This window comes from Bacillus sp. NH11B, from assembly GCF_001884205.1.
Classification (GTDB): domain Bacteria; phylum Bacillota; class Bacilli; order Bacillales; family Bacillaceae_G; genus Bacillus_A; species Bacillus_A proteolyticus.
On record NZ_MAOG01000119.1, the window covers coordinates 20,549 to 39,275 of the forward strand.

The 18,727-nt window shown below is 37.7% G+C and carries 15 protein-coding genes; 2 read left to right on the plus strand and 13 right to left on the minus strand.

Annotated features, from left to right (window positions below; genetic code table 11):
• Positions 1 to 6 precede the first annotated feature (6 nt).
• From BAU27_RS22080 to BAU27_RS22130, 11 genes are all read right to left on the minus strand, one after another.
• Complete coding sequence (locus tag BAU27_RS22080; protein ID WP_071747549.1) at positions 7 to 1,398, minus strand: amino acid permease; 1,392 nt, start codon at positions 1,396 to 1,398, stop codon at positions 7 to 9.
• Positions 1,399 to 1,871: 473 nt separating this feature from the next.
• The gene (locus tag BAU27_RS22085; RefSeq protein WP_071771942.1) at positions 1,872 to 2,816 is read right to left on the minus strand and encodes a GNAT family N-acetyltransferase; all 945 of its coding nucleotides are present in this window, start codon (positions 2,814 to 2,816) and stop codon (positions 1,872 to 1,874) included.
• Positions 2,817 to 2,878: 62 nt separating this feature from the next.
• The gene (locus BAU27_RS22090; protein ID WP_071771943.1) at positions 2,879 to 3,427 is read right to left on the minus strand and encodes a hypothetical protein; all 549 of its coding nucleotides are present in this window, start codon (positions 3,425 to 3,427) and stop codon (positions 2,879 to 2,881) included.
• Between the two features lie 133 nt (positions 3,428 to 3,560).
• Complete coding sequence (locus BAU27_RS22095; protein ID WP_071747552.1) at positions 3,561 to 4,760, minus strand: multidrug effflux MFS transporter; 1,200 nt, start codon at positions 4,758 to 4,760, stop codon at positions 3,561 to 3,563.
• A 495-nt stretch (positions 4,761 to 5,255) separates the two neighbouring features.
• Positions 5,256 to 6,875 carry an amidohydrolase gene (locus BAU27_RS22100; RefSeq protein WP_071771944.1) on the minus strand — a complete coding sequence of 540 codons (1,620 nt, stop codon included), beginning with the start codon at positions 6,873 to 6,875 and terminating at the stop codon, positions 5,256 to 5,258.
• Positions 6,876 to 6,982: 107 nt separating this feature from the next.
• Entirely contained in the window at positions 6,983 to 8,338 is a 1,356-nt protein-coding gene (locus BAU27_RS22105) for an aspartate aminotransferase family protein (RefSeq protein WP_175546553.1), read from the minus strand.
• A 25-nt stretch (positions 8,339 to 8,363) separates the two neighbouring features.
• Positions 8,364 to 9,824: a CoA-acylating methylmalonate-semialdehyde dehydrogenase gene (locus BAU27_RS22110; RefSeq protein ID WP_071771946.1), complete on the minus strand. Its 1,461-nt coding sequence runs from the start codon at positions 9,822 to 9,824 to the stop codon at positions 8,364 to 8,366.
• A 171-nt stretch (positions 9,825 to 9,995) separates the two neighbouring features.
• Positions 9,996 to 10,277 (minus strand): cupin domain-containing protein, encoded by a 282-nt coding sequence (locus BAU27_RS22115; RefSeq protein ID WP_071771947.1) that lies wholly within the window; start codon positions 10,275 to 10,277, stop codon positions 9,996 to 9,998.
• 45 nt (positions 10,278 to 10,322) lie between these two features.
• On the minus strand, positions 10,323 to 11,759 hold the full coding sequence (locus BAU27_RS22120; RefSeq protein ID WP_071747557.1) for an MATE family efflux transporter: 1,437 nt from the start codon (positions 11,757 to 11,759) through the stop codon (positions 10,323 to 10,325).
• Positions 11,760 to 11,804: 45 nt separating this feature from the next.
• The gene (locus tag BAU27_RS22125) at positions 11,805 to 13,277 is read right to left on the minus strand and encodes an aldehyde dehydrogenase family protein (protein WP_071771948.1); all 1,473 of its coding nucleotides are present in this window, start codon (positions 13,275 to 13,277) and stop codon (positions 11,805 to 11,807) included.
• 13 nt (positions 13,278 to 13,290) lie between these two features.
• Positions 13,291 to 14,577, minus strand: coding sequence for an NAD(P)/FAD-dependent oxidoreductase (locus tag BAU27_RS22130; RefSeq protein ID WP_071771949.1), 1,287 nt, complete (start codon positions 14,575 to 14,577; stop codon positions 13,291 to 13,293).
• Between the two features lie 187 nt (positions 14,578 to 14,764).
• Between BAU27_RS22130 and BAU27_RS22135 the strand changes: the two genes are divergently transcribed.
• Positions 14,765 to 15,997, plus strand: a complete 1,233-nt coding sequence (locus tag BAU27_RS22135) for a MerR family transcriptional regulator (protein ID WP_071771950.1) — start codon at positions 14,765 to 14,767, stop codon at positions 15,995 to 15,997.
• Positions 15,998 to 16,067: 70 nt separating this feature from the next.
• Here the strand turns inward: BAU27_RS22135 and bshB2 are convergent, their stop codons facing one another.
• Positions 16,068 to 16,730 carry a bacillithiol biosynthesis deacetylase BshB2 gene (gene bshB2, locus BAU27_RS22140; protein WP_000439465.1) on the minus strand — a complete coding sequence of 221 codons (663 nt, stop codon included), beginning with the start codon at positions 16,728 to 16,730 and terminating at the stop codon, positions 16,068 to 16,070.
• Positions 16,731 to 16,745: 15 nt separating this feature from the next.
• Positions 16,746 to 17,096 (minus strand): YojF family protein, encoded by a 351-nt coding sequence (locus BAU27_RS22145; RefSeq protein ID WP_000407039.1) that lies wholly within the window; start codon positions 17,094 to 17,096, stop codon positions 16,746 to 16,748.
• Positions 17,097 to 17,347: 251 nt separating this feature from the next.
• Between BAU27_RS22145 and BAU27_RS22150 the strand changes: the two genes are divergently transcribed.
• On the plus strand, positions 17,348 to 18,673 hold the full coding sequence (locus BAU27_RS22150) for an ArsB/NhaD family transporter (protein ID WP_071771951.1): 1,326 nt from the start codon (positions 17,348 to 17,350) through the stop codon (positions 18,671 to 18,673).
• Positions 18,674 to 18,727 lie beyond the last annotated feature (54 nt).

Below are 18,727 nucleotides of genomic sequence, written 5' to 3' on the forward strand. Positions count from 1 at the left end.
TTACTTTTATTTACTTGAAATCTCTTGATCATTTTGAACATCTAGCGGAGCACGCTTCCCTATTCCGAAAGCATAGAAACTAATTGTTACGATAGCTAAGAAAACAATACCTACAATTAGTGAAATACGAGTATCATCGTTAAACCACATTCCGATTAATACCATAATTAAAAAGGCAATCGTCAAATAGTTTGTAACAGGAGCAAATGGCATTTTGAATGGATGATCTTTCATCGCTGCTCCTTTTTCTTTTCTAAAATTAATTTGACTAATTAAAATGACGAACCATGGTACCATACCAGGAAGTACACTCGCGCTATATACATATACGAATAAGTTTTTCGGTGCGATATAACTTAATACAACACCAACCGCTAAACCGATAATTACACCAACTGTACCGAATAAAGGTACACCGTTATTCGAAATCTTCGTAAAGTATTTCGGTGCTTGTCCATTCACACCTAACGTATACAGCATACGTCCAGCACTATAAATACCACTATTACAACCAGACATTGCTGCTGTAATAACAACGAAGTTAATAAGTCCAGCAGCTGCCGTAATACCAACCTTTGCGAAAGTCGCTACGAACGGGCTACCAATTGTACTTAATTGATCCCAAGGGTAAACAGTTACAATAACGAAAATAGCACCGATATAGAAAATTAAAATACGCCAAATTGTACTTTGAATTGCTCTTGTAAGTGTCTTCTTCGGATCTTTCGCTTCACCAGCAGTAATCCCGATTAATTCCACACCTTGATACGCTCCAACTACAAGTGATAATGCAAAGAAGAATCCTGAAAAACCACCTGTAAAGAAACCGCCATTTGCCCAAAGGTTTGATATACCAATCGCTTCTCCGCCGTTACCAATTCCGAAGAAAATAAGACCAAATCCAGCAATAATCATTAATAAAATCGTAACGATTTTAATCATCGCAAACCAAAATTCAAATTCACCAAATGATTTAACAGAAATTAAGTTAGCTGCACCAAGAATAACCATTGCGATAACACCCGGTATCCAGGCTGGTAAATCTGGGAACCAATACTTCATATACGCCCCAACTGCGATAATCTCTGACATCCCAACGATAACCCACTGGAACCAGTTACTCCACGCTGTCATATAACCAGCTAACGGGTGAATATACTTATGACCGAACGTCGCAAATGAACCTGTACTCGGCTCCATGTACAACATTTCTCCCATGGCACGCATGATGAAGAAGATAAAAATACCTGCAATTGCATAAGCAAGCATTACTGACGGACCTGTCCATTTAATCGTGCTGGCTGATCCCATAAACAAACCAACACCAATTGTTCCGCCTAAAGCAATCATTTGAATATGACGTGCTTCTAAACCTCTTTTCAATTCTTTGTTTGCCACTTCACTTCCCCCTCTTAGATGATTCATAGCCGCATTTTAAAACAAGATGCTTTCCCCTAATTCCTTTCGGCCCTGAAAATGATGAAGCAAACGTCATTTTACACTAGCTTTAAAGCTATCCTAAAATCGTTTTTTGCCCCTAACAAAATTCTCAAAACCTTTCATCTTCCAATATTCTATAAATCTTAAAATTACTTATTTCATATTAATTCATTTATCTGAAAAATTCAATTATTTTTTCAATAAATTAATATGCATGATTACGTTTAATTTTTAACTTAATTAGAAATAAAATACATCTATTCAATATGATTCTAGTTTAAATGTTATTACAATATAAATAACCGAGGAGATCATATCTTCCTCGGTTTTATACAGCATGTACTTCAATATTTATAGTTGATAACGTCATTGTCCATCATTTAAATGAATTACATTTCCATCTCACCTGGAAATATAATATATTAGTAAAATTACATACCATATACATCCTTCGCACAGACTTCCTTATCAAAGCGAACGAATTTACTCTTTACTTCCATTCCAGCTGCTTCGTATACGCGAGGTGCACCTGTAATATTCTCAGAATCTACATTTAGATTCACTTTCGAAATCCCCTCTTCATACAATTGCCCGAATGCATGGTGTAATAACGCCAATCCTAATCCTTGTTTCCGCTTAGAACTTCTTACACCTAAGTGAGTAATTTCAGCTTTATTATCAGTACCCTTTTTACTAAAAATAAATCCCACTACTTCATCTTCAACCATTGCTAGTGACCATAACGTAGGATGAAACCCAGCTCTTTCAGTACGCTGCAAAAACTCTACTAACGTAGAAGGATGCGAATTCCAGTGGTCTGCAAATGCTTCATTAAAAGCTTGATGTAATCTTTCATCATCTAAACCTGGTATGTAATGTCGCACTATAACATCCTTTGGCCATAGTGGCGATGGAACATTTCTCTTTAATTCAATCCCCATCCCCCACCATATACGAGTTGGGATAAATCCATCTTCTTCTAATGCTTTTTCCTCATAGAAATTATTTGCTTGTGTTACAATCGTACCATTCAAGCAAGAGGAATTACTTACAAGCCCCGTAGCACGCTCTTCAAGCTTTGACCATATTACATGTTCAATTCCTTGATTTATATAAGCAGGGTTTACAAATACGGCAGATGGAAACTGCCCTTCATTCCCTGTCAAAATTCCATAAGCGATTATTTCTTCTTCATTCATAACAACATAAGAGCTTTTACTAACATCAATACCTTTCCATGAGTTATTAATATCCTCTACCGTTGTATCAACTTCACCGTAAATGGCTTGATCATAAATTGTACATAGTTTTAAAATTTGTTGTAAATCTTCTTGTCTAGTTGCTTTAACATTTAGTTTATTTACTAAGTTTCGCATGCATTCCACCTCATTCTAATTGAGAATTCGGACCTTATCGCAAAAAACATTTCATAATACTACTATTTTATGAAAAATATTAGTCCTCCTAAAGCAATCAACAATACACCCGAAAGCGGAAAACTCTTCTCTTCAGCTTTTATCTTTTCCTCAATAATATCTTTAATTTTCCCCTTCATATCATCTGGACATTTTTTAAATAAAATATTAGTTGTATGTAATGGCCTATTTAATATTCGAATTTTAACAGGAGATCCTGATAAATATATATTATTTTTATCCAAAGTAAATTCTATATTTGCTTCAGTAAGCCCTTCTTTCACTAATATATTCACTCGGCTAGAAGGTAAATTAAACACTGTATAATCGTTAAAAGCTAGCCCTCTAATATCGAAATGTGAGTATACGAGAACTAAAGTTATAAACAACAAAACTAGCACAACTATTGTTTTCACTAATGAAAGTTGATTTAACATATAAGAAGATGTTGTCATATAAGCACAAAAGAATGCCATTAAATTACAAAGATAGTGGTTGACAATGAAAGTTTTTCTTACAAATATAGTAAATCCGGAAATGATTAGTAAAGTACATACTAGATTCATTAACATATTTAACCCTCCCAAAAACTATAACTATACAACTTTGTTATATTTTAACATTAATTACATATTCATACCTATATTTTTTCATAAAATATAAAAGAGTCTCATTAAAAAATGAGACTCTTTTACCATTTCATATTTAAATCGTTTTTGAAGTTTGTTTACCAAAAATAAATACTTTAGTAAACACCACCATGATAACTACAATAGTCAGAAAATAAAGTGGCATCACCATCAACGAACCTGTATGAAGCTGACTCATTCCCCAAATTGTCACCGTTACAATTACATAGTAGCCTAAGCTAAACAATGCACCTGCTGTACCAATGACATCTTGAAAATCTACTAATGCTAAACTTAAACAGTTCGGTAACGCTATCCCAATTCCTAATAGCAATATAAACATCGATACTAAAAATCCAATCATATATATTATGTTTGGATTTGATCCAACTGAAGTAATAACAGTTAAAAGGATAGCTCCCCCTGTCATTACAAGACAACCGATATATATAATTTTCTCTGGTTTATAAGTAGCCAGTAAACGTTTTGAAACTTTCGCCCCAATAATTGAAGCAGAAGCGACAACGATTCCTAAAAATCCATACATACTAGGCGATAACTGAAAGTATTCAATAAAGATAAACGGCGCTTCTGCATAATAGCTAAATAAAACACCATTCGCTCCTCCAATTAATAGACCGTATGTTACTACTTTCGGATTTGTAATCAACCGTTTTAAAACAGAAAACACATTTATTTGATTCGTCACTGAGTCCGTTTTTGTTTCTGGAAGAGAAACAAACGTATACAGCAAAATTCCGACGCTCATAACTACTAAACTTAAAAATACTATTTTAAACCCAAACATTTGATCAAGAAAGCCACCAATTAACGGTCCTATCGCTGGTGTAAAAGCAATGACTGCCGAAATTTGAGCAAACATAACATGGCGTTTATGCCCATCTACACTTTCACGAAGAATCGTTTGTGTAACAACTGATCCTGCACTTGCCCCAAACGCTTGAATAAAACGACTTAGCAATAAAAATTCAATGGAACTTGCAATAAAGCATAAGAAACTCCCAGCGCCATATACGACAATTCCAAATAACATTGCCCGGCGACGACCAATTATATCTGATAACCATCCAATAAAAAATACGCCTAAAGCAAATCCAGCAAAATAAACACTAAGCGTTAACTGCACCTCATTATTACTTACATGTAACGCCTTTGAAATGTCTGGTAAAGACGGTGTGTAAATTGTTTCACTAATTTGCGGAAATGCCACAAGAATAATCATTAACCAAAGTGATGGTACTGAGACTTTTTTCATTTTTCATACCCTCCTATAACTTTGAAAATCTCAGAAATGAATAGACTTTCTTAGCTACGGAACAGGAGGGGCCATTATAGAAATTCGATCATAAAACAACAAAGAAAACACCTCAATTACGCATGTTAATACTTATAGGAGGGTAATATTAACATTGATTTTACAATATAGTCTTTCAATTATATGATAGGTTGCATTTGTTTTCTAGTGTTCATGATCTGAATATTTGTTAGTAGACGAATATCCTTTTTATCCCGCATTAACGGGAAGCCCGATTGGTGAGGGATGAACAAAACCCCACTGATTAAAGTTTCACTTTATTCTCTCAGAAAATTAAGGCGTTTTAAAAAAGATAATAACTTAATACATTGCCTTAGAAGGAAAATATGCAGATGGAAAATACTCCTTGCATTCGTACCTTAATGATTAGACAAGATTAAAAAGTTCAACTAAGCAACGAAATGCCCCCCAATCTAACAATCGGGGGGCATTTCGTTACATTTTCACTGATTGTTTTTCTTGATAGATAATTTCTCCATCAATAATTGTTGTTTCTACTTTTAAATCTTTAATTTGGTTTGGATTGACACTTAAAATGCTTTCATTTAATATAACTAAATCCGCTAACTTACCGACCTCTATACTTCCTTTTATCTCTTCTTCAAAACTCGCATACGCGCCATTCCATGTGTATAGTTTAATAGCTTCCATTACGCTTATAGATTGATTCGCACCAATCTCCATCCCAGACTTACTTTTTCTATTAACAGCAACATGAATTCCTAATAAAGGATTATAGTCAGTAACTGGAGCGTCCGAACTACCTGCTGCAATGATGCCACGATCAATAAAATCACGAGCAGCGTACATGCGGTTAACACGCTCACCATAGTGCCGTGCATATATCTCTCCAAATTCATATGGAAATGGAGGATTCGGAATTGGAACTATCTCGAGGTTTTTCATTCTCTCTTGTAAATCTGGTGAAGAAATTCCCGCGTGCTCAATCCGATGACGGTGATTTTTTCTTGGCGATTCCTCTAGCGCTCTTTCTACACAATTTAAATACATTTCAATAGCTTTATCACCTTGTGCATGTACAGTGATTTGATAGCCTTTTTTATGTGCTTCACCTAAAACTTGATAGATTTCTTCCTCACTATAATAAAGAATACCATAATTGTTAGAGTCACTAGAATATGACTTGCGGGTTGCAATTGTAGGACCCGTGCTACTTCCATCTGTAAACAATTTAGCTGGTCCAACTTTAAATCTCTCATCTCCGGTACCAGTTACCACACCAGCTTCGACCATTTTATTAACAAATTCATGGGAGTTATTTATTTGACATATCATTGCATATATTCTGACACGAATATCCCTACTCTTCACAGCTTGTTGTAGTAAACGAAAACTCTCAGGTCCATCTCCACCTGCGTCATGTATACTCGTTATGCCAGCTGCAACGAAATGATCTGATGCAATTTTTACTGCCTTCATCATTTCACTTTCTTTATAACTGGCAACCTCGCTCATACTCATATTTGCTGCTTCAATTAACTTTCCTGTAAGCTTTCCTGCCTGATCCTTTTCAATAACTCCCCCACTCGTGTTCGGTGTGTTCTCGTTAATTCGCGCAATTTCTAATGCTTTGCTGTTCACTACGCTTATATGGTGGCAAGTACGAGTTATCATAATAGGATGTTCAACTGAAATTTCATCCAGCTCAGTAATTGTCGGATAACGCTTTTCCTTCACAGCGGTTTCATTAAAGCCCCAAGCACGTATCCATTCACCTTTTGGCGTTTCTAAGGCCTTCTTTTTCAGATCATCTAACAAAGCCTCGATAGAATCAATATGTTCAGCTTTACAACTGACAGCCAACTGATTTTGCCCATAAGAAATGAGATGAAGATGGGAATCAATGAATCCAGGAAGAAGCGTTTTTCCTTGCAGGTCAATTACATCCGTTTTTTCTCCTATAAAACTCTTAACCTCCTGATGTGAACCAACAACTACGATACGATTATCTTTTATTGCTACAGCCTCGGCCACTGTATTCTTTTTGTCTACTGTAATAACTTCTCCATTTATCAATACAACATCAGCTTTCATAAACTCAGCCCTTTCGGAATTACTCTTTTAGAGTGATTCGTTCCATATTTAAAGATATATCTCTGGAGATGCTGTTCCACTTTCCAGCAAAATTTATCAATAACTAATTAAAGTTGAGCTAAACATTCTTTTATTGTTTTAACGATAAAAGTAAAGTCTTCCTCTGTAATGCTTAATGGAGGAGCAAGCTGCAAAATATTATTGTAACCTGCAACAGTGTCACCATTTTTACCAATAATTAGCCCTTTTTCTTTACAAGCATTGATAACTTTGTTCATCTTTTCAATAGTAGCAGGTTCTTTTGTTTGCTTATCTTCCACTAGTTCAATACCTAAAAGAAGTCCTTTTCCGCGAACATCTCCTACGTTTGGATGTTCTTTTACATCTTCTAATTCATATAACAGTCGTTCACCCAATTCTTTGGAACGTTCAATGAGTTTCTCATTCTCCATAATTTCTAAATTCTTCAAAGCCAAGGCGCAAGCAGCTGGATTTCCTCCGAACGTATTCACATGGCGGAAGCGATCATAATCTTCACTGCCTACGTATGCCTCATAAATCTCTCGTCTGACTGCTGTTGCTGACAAAGGAAGATACGCACTTGTAATACCTTTTGCCATTGTAATGATATCTGGTTTAACGCCATAATTCATAAATCCAAATGGCTTCCCAATCCGGCCAAATCCACATATAACTTCATCACAAATAAGCAACGCACCGTGCTTCTCGCAAATTTCTTTTACTTTTTCCATATATCCATCAGGAGGCATCAAAATGCCGCCCCCAGTAATAATCGGCTCCATAATCACGCCGGCTACTGTTTGACTTAACTCCCATGTCATAACACGATCGATTTCATCAGCACTTGCCAGTGTACGAACATCATCTGGATTACGATACGTATCAGGTGGTGCTACATGCAAGAACCCTTGCCCAAGTGGTTCATATTTATACTTTCGCTGCGCTTGACCTGTTGCTGCAAGAGCCCCCATTGAGTTACCGTGATAAGCGCGATAGCGTGAAATAAACTTATAACGTCCATGATCACCTTTTTGTTGATGATATTGACGAGCAATTTTAAACGCCGTTTCATTTGCTTCCGATCCACTGTTAGAAAAGAAAATGACATATTCATCCTCAAGCCATTCATTCAATTTCTCTGCTAATTTAATAGCAGGAACATGACTTTGTGTCAGAGGGAAATATGGCATTTCTTCCAGTTGTTCAAAAGCCGCTCTTGCAAGCTCTTTTCGGCCATAGCCAACATTCACGCACCAAAGACCGGACATGCCATCTAAATAACGGTTTCCATCAATATCCGTCACCCATGCTCCTTCTGCTTTTGTAATAATTAAATTCGTTGGATTAGGGGATGCTCCTTTCATTGCATGCCAAAGGTACTTTTCATCTGCTTGTTTCAAACTTTTTGTTTGTTCTGTCGCTTGCACAATCACCAACTCCATTCTTTTATATTTTCATATCACTCTTTCAATAACGAGCCGTGAGCATTTTCTTGCGAGTATAGAATTCTACGCCATCTTTTCCATTTGCATGGAGATCACCATAGAAGGATTTCTTATAACCTGAGAATGGGAAGAATGCCATTGGAGCAGGAACCCCAAGATTGACCCCAAGCATACCTGCATCAATTTCTTCACGGAATTCACGAATAGCTTTCGCGCTATCGGTGTACAGGCATGCACCATTTGCGAACGGTGATGCATTAGCAACATGAATCGCTTCCATCAAGTCTTTTACACGTACAATAGAAAGAACCGGTGCGAAGATTTCATCTTGCCAGATTTTCATTTCCTGTGTCACATTGTCAAAAATTGTTGGGCCAACAAAATAACCGTTACCGTTTGCTGCATCATCTTCACGTCCGTCACGGATAAGTGTCGCTCCCTGCTCTATACCAGATTGAATGTATCCGAGTGTACGCTCTTTATGTCCGTCACGAATAACGGGACCAAGGAACACACCTTCTTCCAGTCCATTACCAATCGTAATAGCATTCGCCTCTTGAAGGAGTCTATTAACAAGTTCATCTGCAACGTCTTCTTCCACAACAACAACAGCCGCCGCCATGCACCTTTCACCAGCTGAACCGAAGGCAGCACTTGTAATTTCTTTCACTGCAGAACTAAGGTCCGCATCTTTTAATACGATCGAATGATTTTTTGCACCCGCAAGAGCTTGTACACGTTTACCGTTAGCTGCTGCTGTTTTATATATGTACTCAGCCACAGGTTGAGAACCAACGAAAGATACAGCCTTCACATCCTCATTGTCAAGTATGCCATTCACGACATCATGTGCACCATGCACAATATTTAGCACGCCATCTGGAAGACCTGCTTCTTTAAATAGTTCAGCTATGCGATTAGCCAGCAATGGTGTTCTTTCAGATGGTTTTAATACAAACGTATTTCCGCATGCAATCGCGAGTGGGAACATCCAGCATGGCACCATCATCGGAAAGTTAAATGGCGTTATTCCTGCGATTACTCCGATCGGGTAACGATACATCCCTGATTCAACACCAGTCGCAATATCAGGAAGTTGCTCTCCCATCATTAAAGTAGGTGCACCTGCGGCAAATTCAACACATTCAATCCCTCGCTGTACTTCACCGTAAGCTTCTTTATAACTTTTTCCGTTTTCCAAGGTAACGAGTTTTGCTAACTCTTCCCAGTTTTCAATCAATAACTGTTGATAACGAAATAGAATCCGAGCACGCCGAGGTACAGCGACCCTTCTCCAAGTTTTGAATGCTTCTTTCGCAGTTGCTACAGCTCTATCTAAATCTTCTTTAGTCGAAAGTGGCACACGAGCAATAATCTCGCCTGTTGCTGGATTTGGTACATCTTCAACTTGTTTACCTGTGGATTCTATCCATTGTCCGCCAATATAATTTTTCAACATTTGTACATTTTCCGTTACTACCATGGTGAAACCTCCTATTTTAAGATAACCGTCCTTTGTATTACACCGCTCGAAAGAAAGCGCATTCATTTGATTATATATAAACTGATTTACATATCTCCAACATTACTAATCTTGTCCATTGAATACGCAGGAGCAGTCATCTGCTTAGCATTTGTCCACTCCCAGTTCACATTATTTCAGATCAATCTCATGGTTCATCTTATAATTCTTTTTCAAAAATACGGGGCAATCCCATTCACAAACAAGGTCCTTAGCCAAGGAAACAATCCAGTCCTTTGTAACATGATACTTTTTTCCATCAACAGTAATAAACACTTCACCATCTGTCACATAGAAAACTTCCTGTTCTTCTACATGCCACATTCCTTTATTCGGTTCACCTACCCATGGTTCCCATGTGTTAGCACCTAGTTTCTCTGCTTCTTCTGCTGTAATTTTTTTCGCAAAAAACATGATGATATCCCTCTCTCTTATTGGTAATTTTGATGGAATACGTTCCTATAAATCTACTGTTTTAACATTGGTATCTGTATTAATATTGGTAGCTTTTAAACGTTTAAACTCTTTTCTCATAAAGTATATAGCAATGAGAATACCTGGAATTTCTGCAGCAGGACCTGCATACCATACACCTTCCACACCCCAGAATTTCGGGAAAATAAATAGAAATGGGAACAAGAACAAAAACATTTTGCTAACACTAATAAACGTTGCGATCCAATTTCTCTCTTGTGATTCGAAATAACCGGAGATAAGTAAACTGACTGCATTAAGCATAAATAAAGAATTGAATACAACTGTCGTCCAAATGCCCAGTTTCTGCAATTCAGGATTACCACCGGAGAAAAATGACACAATTGGATCTGCAAAAATGATTAGTATGGCTGTCACAATAACAAAGAAGGAAACTGTAAAAATGAGCCCCATCTTAATTGCTTGCTTAACACGATCAAGATTTCCCGCACCGTAATTATAACTAATAATTGGTTGAAGTCCTGTCATCCCACCGAGCGCTGCTAAGGCGAGCAAATTTGTAATATAACCGTTTTGAATCGTAAAAGCGGCAACGTGCAGCCCACCACCGTAGCTTTGTAGTAAGTTGTTGAAGATAATAATGGCAAAAAACATCATAAACTGACTCGAGAAAGATGCAAATCCCGTCCAAGCTACTTCACCAATCGTCTTGAAATTAATCATCATATCTTTCATTTTCGGCTTAAGTTTTGTTTTACCAAACCAGAAATAAAAGATTAGGAGAACAGGGATCGATTGCGAAATCGTATTGGCCCATGAAGAACCCATCATCCCCATGTCATACTTCGTTACCATAATCCATTCTGTAAACCCAGCAACAACTGCTGCGACTAACCAACTGTTCATTGATAATCCAGGTTTTTCATCAATATTAGTCAAAATACTTAATACAACGGCCAATATCGTTAATGGCAATGAAATCCATAGCAGTCGGCTATATTGCACCGCATACGGAAGCGCTTCATCACTTGCTCCAAATAGAATCATAATGTCAGTTTCAAAAGCCAATCCAAGTATAGCTAACAAAGAAGAAAGGAAAAGAGTAAACCATAAAGTTTGTCCCATAATACTTCTAGCTTCTTCTAGCTTTCCTTTTCCCAGTCGAAGTGAAATGACTGCTCCGGCTCCCACACCCAAAAGAACACCGATCATACGGGTAATAACCATGACAGTAAATCCAATTCCTATCCCTTCGATTTCCAGCTCCTGAAAGCCACTGACGAAATAGCCATCGATAACCGATACAACTCCTAGAATTACATTGGCCATAATCCCTGCCAAAGCAAACCGTAAATATAGTAACGGAATACTTTTGGTTCCAAGCACTGAATCATCTATCGGCTTATTCATTCCTTCCGGCTTCTCTAATTTCGATGACGGACCGTTGTCCACTATTTTCATGAGCATATCCCCTTACAAATAATTTATATAGCAAGTTAAGCTCAATTAATTCACATACCAACCTACAGGCTTGGCATGCTGGTGGATATTGATTTGCTTCGTTTCCATAAAGTGCTCCAGTCCGGCAACACCTAAAGCCCTACCGATTCCACTTTGCTTATATCCGCCCCAAGGACCTTCAACATAAGCAAGATGATAACTATTAATCCAAGTAATTCCCGCACGCAATTTACTAATAACACGTTTTGCTCGGTCCATATCTTCAGTAAATACAGCACCGGCTAATCCATAAATGGAATCATTCGCTTTTTGGATCGCATCTTCCTCATCTTTAAATTTCTGTACAACAAGGACTGGTCCAAAAATCTCTTCCTTAACAATACGCATATCTGCATTTACATCAGCAAAGATTGTTGGTGCAATGAAAAATCCTCGATCAAGCCCATTTTCTATTAAGCGATTACCACCACAAACTAATCTTGCACCTTCTTCGACTCCGCTATTGATATACTGTAAAACTTCATTCATATGAGTCTCGTTTGTTAGGGGCCCCATTTCAATGGTCTCGCTTTCCCCATTTCCAACTACAATTTTGTTCGCACGCTCGGCCAACCGTTCAACAAACTTATCGTAAATGGTCTCTTGTACAAGCAAGCGGGATGCAGCTGAACAAACTTGCCCAGCGTTGTGGAAAATACCAAACATCGCATTATCAACTGCAGTTTCAAAACCCACATCGTCGAACACAATAAGTGGAGATTTACCACCAAGTTCAAGTGTGATTTTTTTCATATTACCCGCAGCTGCGCGCATAATACTTTGACCTGTTTTTGTTCCACCAGTAAAGGCAACTTTGTCAACATCGTGGCTCTCTGCAAGCTCATTTCCAACCTTTGAGCCAGGTCCTAATACTAGATTTGCTACTCCGTCCGGAAGTCCAACCTCTTCGATGATTTCAAATAATTTGAATACGCTTACAGGAGTGACGTCGGCAGGCTTAATTACAATTGTATTTCCTGCGGCAAGTGCAGGAGCAATTTGCCAAACAGCTAGCATAAGTGGGAAGTTCCAAGGTACAATCAGTCCACAAACACCAATTGGTTCATGAATAATCACTGTTTCCGAAGAATCCTCGCGAGTGTAAGATTCCTTTTTCATACCTTTAATCAAGTCAGCATAATAACGGAAGCATTGAATCGATACCGGAATATCCACAAAGGTCGTTGCTCGAATAACTTTACCGTTATTTTCCGTTTCCAAACGTGCAATTTCAGCTGTCTTCTCTTCAAGACGGTCTGCAATCTTATATAGATAATCAGCTCTTTCATCAGCCGATAAATCTGACCAAATTCCGCTGTCAAACGCTTTACGAGCCACCTTGATTGCTATCTTCGCATCACCCGCCGATCCATGAGCAGAAGTTGCCATAACCTCTCCGGTTGCAGGGTTAATAATGTTTCGTCTATCACCGGATAATGCTTCTACCCATTTCCCGTCAATGAACATGTTAATTTCCATATAGCTCTCTCCTTTACGCAATAATATCAACTAGTTTGAAACCAATATGCGCTATATTGACCAACATCGTTTTCTGATTATAGAATGGGAATGATTTGAGTCGTTCCTTTTCAAATCGATATCCACCTGCACTCCCTGTAACAATCCATTGTGCCAATAACTTACCAAACAATGTCGAGAGAGACGCGCCATGGCCCGTATAACCCGTTGCGAAATATGCGCCTTCTTTGGATCTACCGATAACCGGGAACGTATCAATTGTCACACCGATAAATCCACCCCACCTGTAATCAATCTTGCTTCCTTCTAGTTTTGGCATTATTTTAACCATGGCATCGTAAACACTTTGATAAACAGCATCGCCTAAGTTTGGACGAATATCGCCACCGCCAAATACGATTCGATTATCTGGTGTGCGCCTGAAATAGTAAAGGAAACTGCTTGTATCAAAAACCATGCGATCATTAGGAATGACGGTATTCAAAAGTGTTTCTGGAAGCTGTTCAGTAGCAATAATACGTGCTGAAATTGGCAGTACGCCTTTATTCAATTCAGCCATAATTTTCCCGGAGTAACCATCTGTAGCAACAATAATGTCTTTCGCTGTAACAGCACCTTTTTCTGTAACAACTTTCACACTATTCCGGCCATATTCAATAGATAGTGCTTTCGAATGCCCAAAGATTTTTGCACCTATCGATTTAGCTGCTTCTCCCAAACCAATTGCATAGTTCAGTGGTTGGAACGAGTAGCTCGAGTCGTCGACTAAGCAACCATAATATTGCGGGGAATCAATTTCTTGATGCAACTGACTTCGATTAAGCACGCTACATTCATATCCAAAATTTTTGTTTAAGTATTCACTTTCAAGTTTCAATCCTTCAAAATGCTTGGCTTTGTAAGCCGCCACAATATGACCTGTCTTTCTAAAGTTACAGTGGATTTGATGCTCATCGATGATGTTTTTAACTAGTTCAACACTAAGCAGCGAAAGATCGTTAAGTTGTCTCGCCTCTTTAGCACCATACTTCTTAGCAAGCTCCTGCATCGTTGGCTTATAGCCCGGCAATACCATCCCACCGTTACGACCACTTGCGCCATACCCAATTGTTTCCTGCTCAAGGACAATGACACTCTTCCCTAACTTTTGCAAATGATATGCAGAAGAAAGACCTGTGAAGCCTGCGCCAATAATGACAACATCCGCCTCTTTATTTCCTTCAAGAGGTTTTCCTTTGTCATATCTGTTTGCAGTCGCTGTCCACAATGAGAGAGTATCCATTCGATCCATCTTATCCATAGCTAATCCTTCTCCTTTCGTGACATGTGTGTTACAATACAGTCAAAAATATTCAAAATATTCACACTTATTGAGTTAATAATATGACTTGGAGTTCCCTCCAAGTCAATAGCCATTTGAGAGTTTTTTGAATTCATTTTGCGAAAAAAGTGGAGTAACTCCACTTTTTTCATCAGGGGGTACATCTATGAAGATTGGTACATTTGCGAAGCTTTTTCACGTTACAACCGATACAGTTCGTTATTACATTGAACTAGGATTATTAATACCAGATAAAAAAAACACCCAGTATCAAATGAACCAATTGTGTTTCGACGACATGACTTTTATTACTGAGCTAAAAAAATTTCATTTTTCATTGATAGAAATCCAACGAATTTTATCATATCGACGTGTCACAAACTTCTCGGACCATGAGGATATCGACTACTACAACAACTTACTCACTGATAAAAAGAACGAGCTGAACAATAAAAAAGAAGACATATCAAAAGCGATTCATTTGATTGAAAAAGCGGTTCAAACTAGCTCACCTTCACCTAAAGAAGAGAATGTTACAGGGATTCCGCTTGACTTTGTAAATCTGCTCTATTGCCCAAAGTGCCGCATTCCACTTGAAATGGAAGATGTAACGATAAAAAAAGTCTACATTCACACGGGGAATTTAACTTGCACTTGTGGATACGAGGCAGCTATAGAGGACGGTATTATCATTACCGCAAACTTGTACGAAACGTCTCCTTATCCATCATATTTTTACGATAAAGAAACGATTAAAGAAATCAATCCCAAAATGATTAACTTATTTGAAAAAAGTAATTTTCAATTTCAAAAAGTTCTACAAAATATAGATTTGACAAACAAATTAATTGTGGAAACAAACATTGACGCTTTTGTATCACTACCAAAATATATTGATACTCTTGAAACGAGCGCATCCTATGTATTCAGTGGCTATTCGCTCGCAATGCTCAAGAAGGTTAGAAATAGAATTGAGCGTATGAATCCGAAGCCACGCGTCCTTTATATTTTGAATTCCGATTTAAATCTGCCATTAAAACCGCTTAGCATCGATGTTTTTGTGGATAGTTTTACAATAACTGATTTTTCACTGCTCAACTCAGAGTTCCCAAGTCACGTTCTAAAAAACTATTTACATAGCAGTTCAACAATTGTCGGTGGATACTCGTATTATGATAGCTCGGCCAAATCCTTGAAAAATATTTCAGCCTTATATCCAAATTCCCATGAGCATATTTTACATCCAAAATACTTAGAAGAAAATCTATCAGTTAACGGATTTCAAATCATGCAAAATGAAAATATTGGTTACTGTACAGATCCAGGACCTTATTTCGATTATCATGTAAGAGACGAAAAATTCCACATGCTCATGTATTTGGCTAGTACGAAACAATAGCACAAAAAAGCGCCATCACAAGTGACGGCGCTTTTTCTATGTAAGAGCTACTAGAAGGTATCCTTCTAGCCTACTCCCATTTGTAAGTCCAAAATTGTTCAAGTTGCAGCCATTTTAATGTTGCTGCATCTTTGTTTTTTATTTTTGCATGCGTTTCTTCTAGCATCGCTTCTGTTTGTGAACGATGCGCGCCTAGTGCAGCTAATTTATGTTCAAATACTTCACTAATATTATTTACAACATCCGGCTCACCGAGTACTGCTTCGCGATTTCTCGTAATCGCAACCGCATGAATGGCTGGACGTTCTTCTTTTGGCATACGTGATACAGCGCGAACGACAGCGCGGCCAAATGCATCATGATCTGGATGTACGCCGTGTTCTGGATAAAATGTAATAATTCGAGATGGATTTACTTCTTGAATGATCGCTTCGATTTTATCAGCAACGAAATCAACATCTTCAAATTCTAACGTTTTATCATGGAAACCGAGCATTCTTAAATCTTGAATCCCCATCGCTTCACATGCATCTTTTAATTCTTTTTCACGGATATTTGGAATCGTTTCACGGTTAGCAAACACGTTTTTCCCCATGTTACGTCCCATTTGTCCTAAAGTACCACACGCATACGTTACAGGTACTCCTTGATCTGTTAATAAGCGAATTGTTCCTCCCGCAGCAAATGCTTCATCATCTGGATGCGGAAATACAACAAGTACATGTCTCTCCATAAGTTTCCCTCCTTCTTACTTAAATGGCGTTAAGCTTAATTCAAGTGCAACTGCTAAGCGGCCTTGATTATCATGCCCTGCGAGTAATAAACGCTCTTTATCGTCTACTTCCCAGTGCGTAATACCTTCAGCATATACCCAGCCATGATCCATTTTCAAACCAACTCGGTATGGGTTTGTTCCAGTTATTTTCCCGCGCTCAAAGCGAATAATTGCATTTCGAATGAATGCTCCAACTGTCATCATCTTTTCATTAAAGTGTGACGCATACGCTCCGTTCGTCGTTTCTAAATGAATATATACATCTTTATTTACAAAACGTTCAATTTCATTTTGAATAAGAGAACTATCTTTTACTATTTCCATCGGAATTCACCTCTTTAAACCATTTTACGCAAAAATAATGTAAATTGCTATCTCTATATTAGAGGACAACGCTCACTTTTCCTAATAATTTGCACTGTGTTTTTTATATTTTTTATATCATATGTAAAAAACATATTTTTTCCTTCACTTTGTTAAATAGTTTTCTTTCTTTTTTGAATTTGCTACAATATAAATTATGCAGAGGGATGCATGTTTACAATTGAATACATACTTTAAAGAAGGTGACACGATTGGAACAATCAGCACATGAAGTAGCAAATTGGCAATATTATTTTGCAATTGCCGTATTTTTAGTCACGTACGGATTTATTATTTCTGAGAAATTGAATCGTGCTGTAATCGCACTATTCGGTGCTGCTATTATGATTATTTTTGGAATTGTAGATTTACATACTGCTTTCACATCACATATTCAATGGGAAACAATCACCCTTTTAATTGGTATGATGATTCTCGTGCATATTACGAGTCAATCAGGCGTATTTGAATTTGTAGCCATTAAAGCAGCAAAAGCAGCTGGCGGAAAACCAATCCGCATTTTATTATTGCTATCCCTATTAACTGCTGTCGGTTCAGCTTTTTTGGACAACGTAACAACCGTATTATTAATCGTACCTGTTACTCTATCTATTACACGTATTTTAAAAGTAAACCCTGTTCCTTATTTAATTTCAGAAGTACTATTTTCAAATATAGGCGGAACAGCAACATTAATCGGTGACCCGCCGAACATTATGATTGGATCAGCAAATAAGCATTTAGATTTTAATGCCTTTTTACTAAACTTAGCTCCAATCGTAATTATTATTTCTATCGTTACACTTGGCATTATTTACTTCATGTATCGTAACAAACTAAAAACAACACCTGAGCAAATCGAAAAACTAATGGCATTAAATGAAAAAGATTATATTAAAGATCAAAGCCTCCTTTTAAAATCCATTTCGATTTTAGGACTAACTATTTTAGGCTTTGTACTTCATTCTATTATTCATGTAGATGCTGCCGTAATTGCGATGACAGGCGCTACACTTCTTATGCTAATCGGTGTGAAAGAGCATGATATTGAAGATGTATTTGCCCACGTTGAATGGGTAACCATTTTTTTCTTCGCCGGATTGTTCGTTCTCGTTGGCGGGTTAATTGATATCGGACTTATTTCCTCACTCGCAAAAGAGGTAATCGACGTAACAAACGGTGATATCGGTTTCGCTGCGATACTTATTTTATGGGTATCTGGCATCGCATCTGCGACAATTGACAATATCCCATTTGTCGCAACGATGATCCCACTTATTCAAGATTTAGCTACAGGACTCGGACTATCTGTCGATTCCCCGCAAATCGAAGTACTATGGTGGGCGTTATCACTTGGCGCTTGCTTAGGAGGAAACGGAACGTTAATCGGCGCATCAGCAAACGTAGTCGTTGCTGGTATTGCAAAACGTGAAGGACATGGGTTCTCTTATATGGACTTCTTAAAAATCGGTTTCCCCTTAACGATCATTGCGCTATTGTTATCACATGCTTACATTTATTTACGTTACTTAATGTAAAAGTTGTATTATATGAAATTATATCTTCAAAGAAAAAAGGTATGCAGCACTACG

What these genes read in the sequence shown, in the direction of transcription:
- BAU27_RS22085 (WP_071771942.1), bottom strand. Translation starts at nt 2,816, where the DNA reads ATGCGAAACTTAGTAAATAAACTAAATGTTAAAGCAACTAGACAAGAA.
- BAU27_RS22090 (WP_071771943.1), bottom strand. Translation starts at nt 3,427, where the DNA reads ATGTTAATGAATCTAGTATGTACTTTACTAATCATTTCCGGATTTACT.
- BAU27_RS22095 (WP_071747552.1), bottom strand. Translation starts at nt 4,760, where the DNA reads ATGAAAAAAGTCTCAGTACCATCACTTTGGTTAATGATTATTCTTGTG.
- BAU27_RS22100 (WP_071771944.1), bottom strand. Translation starts at nt 6,875, where the DNA reads ATGAAAGCTGATGTTGTATTGATAAATGGAGAAGTTATTACAGTAGAC.
- BAU27_RS22105 (WP_175546553.1), bottom strand. Translation starts at nt 8,338, where the DNA reads ATGGAGTTGGTGATTGTGCAAGCGACAGAACAAACAAAAAGTTTGAAA.
- BAU27_RS22110 (WP_071771946.1), bottom strand. Translation starts at nt 9,824, where the DNA reads ATGGTAGTAACGGAAAATGTACAAATGTTGAAAAATTATATTGGCGGA.
- BAU27_RS22115 (WP_071771947.1), bottom strand. Translation starts at nt 10,277, where the DNA reads ATGTTTTTTGCGAAAAAAATTACAGCAGAAGAAGCAGAGAAACTAGGT.
- BAU27_RS22120 (WP_071747557.1), bottom strand. Translation starts at nt 11,759, where the DNA reads ATGAAAATAGTGGACAACGGTCCGTCATCGAAATTAGAGAAGCCGGAA.
- BAU27_RS22125 (WP_071771948.1), bottom strand. Translation starts at nt 13,277, where the DNA reads ATGGAAATTAACATGTTCATTGACGGGAAATGGGTAGAAGCATTATCC.
- BAU27_RS22130 (WP_071771949.1), bottom strand. Translation starts at nt 14,577, where the DNA reads ATGGATAAGATGGATCGAATGGATACTCTCTCATTGTGGACAGCGACT.
- BAU27_RS22135 (WP_071771950.1), top strand. Translation starts at nt 14,765, where the DNA reads ATGAAGATTGGTACATTTGCGAAGCTTTTTCACGTTACAACCGATACA.
- bshB2 (WP_000439465.1), bottom strand. Translation starts at nt 16,730, where the DNA reads ATGGAGAGACATGTACTTGTTGTATTTCCGCATCCAGATGATGAAGCA.
- BAU27_RS22145 (WP_000407039.1), bottom strand. Translation starts at nt 17,096, where the DNA reads ATGGAAATAGTAAAAGATAGTTCTCTTATTCAAAATGAAATTGAACGT.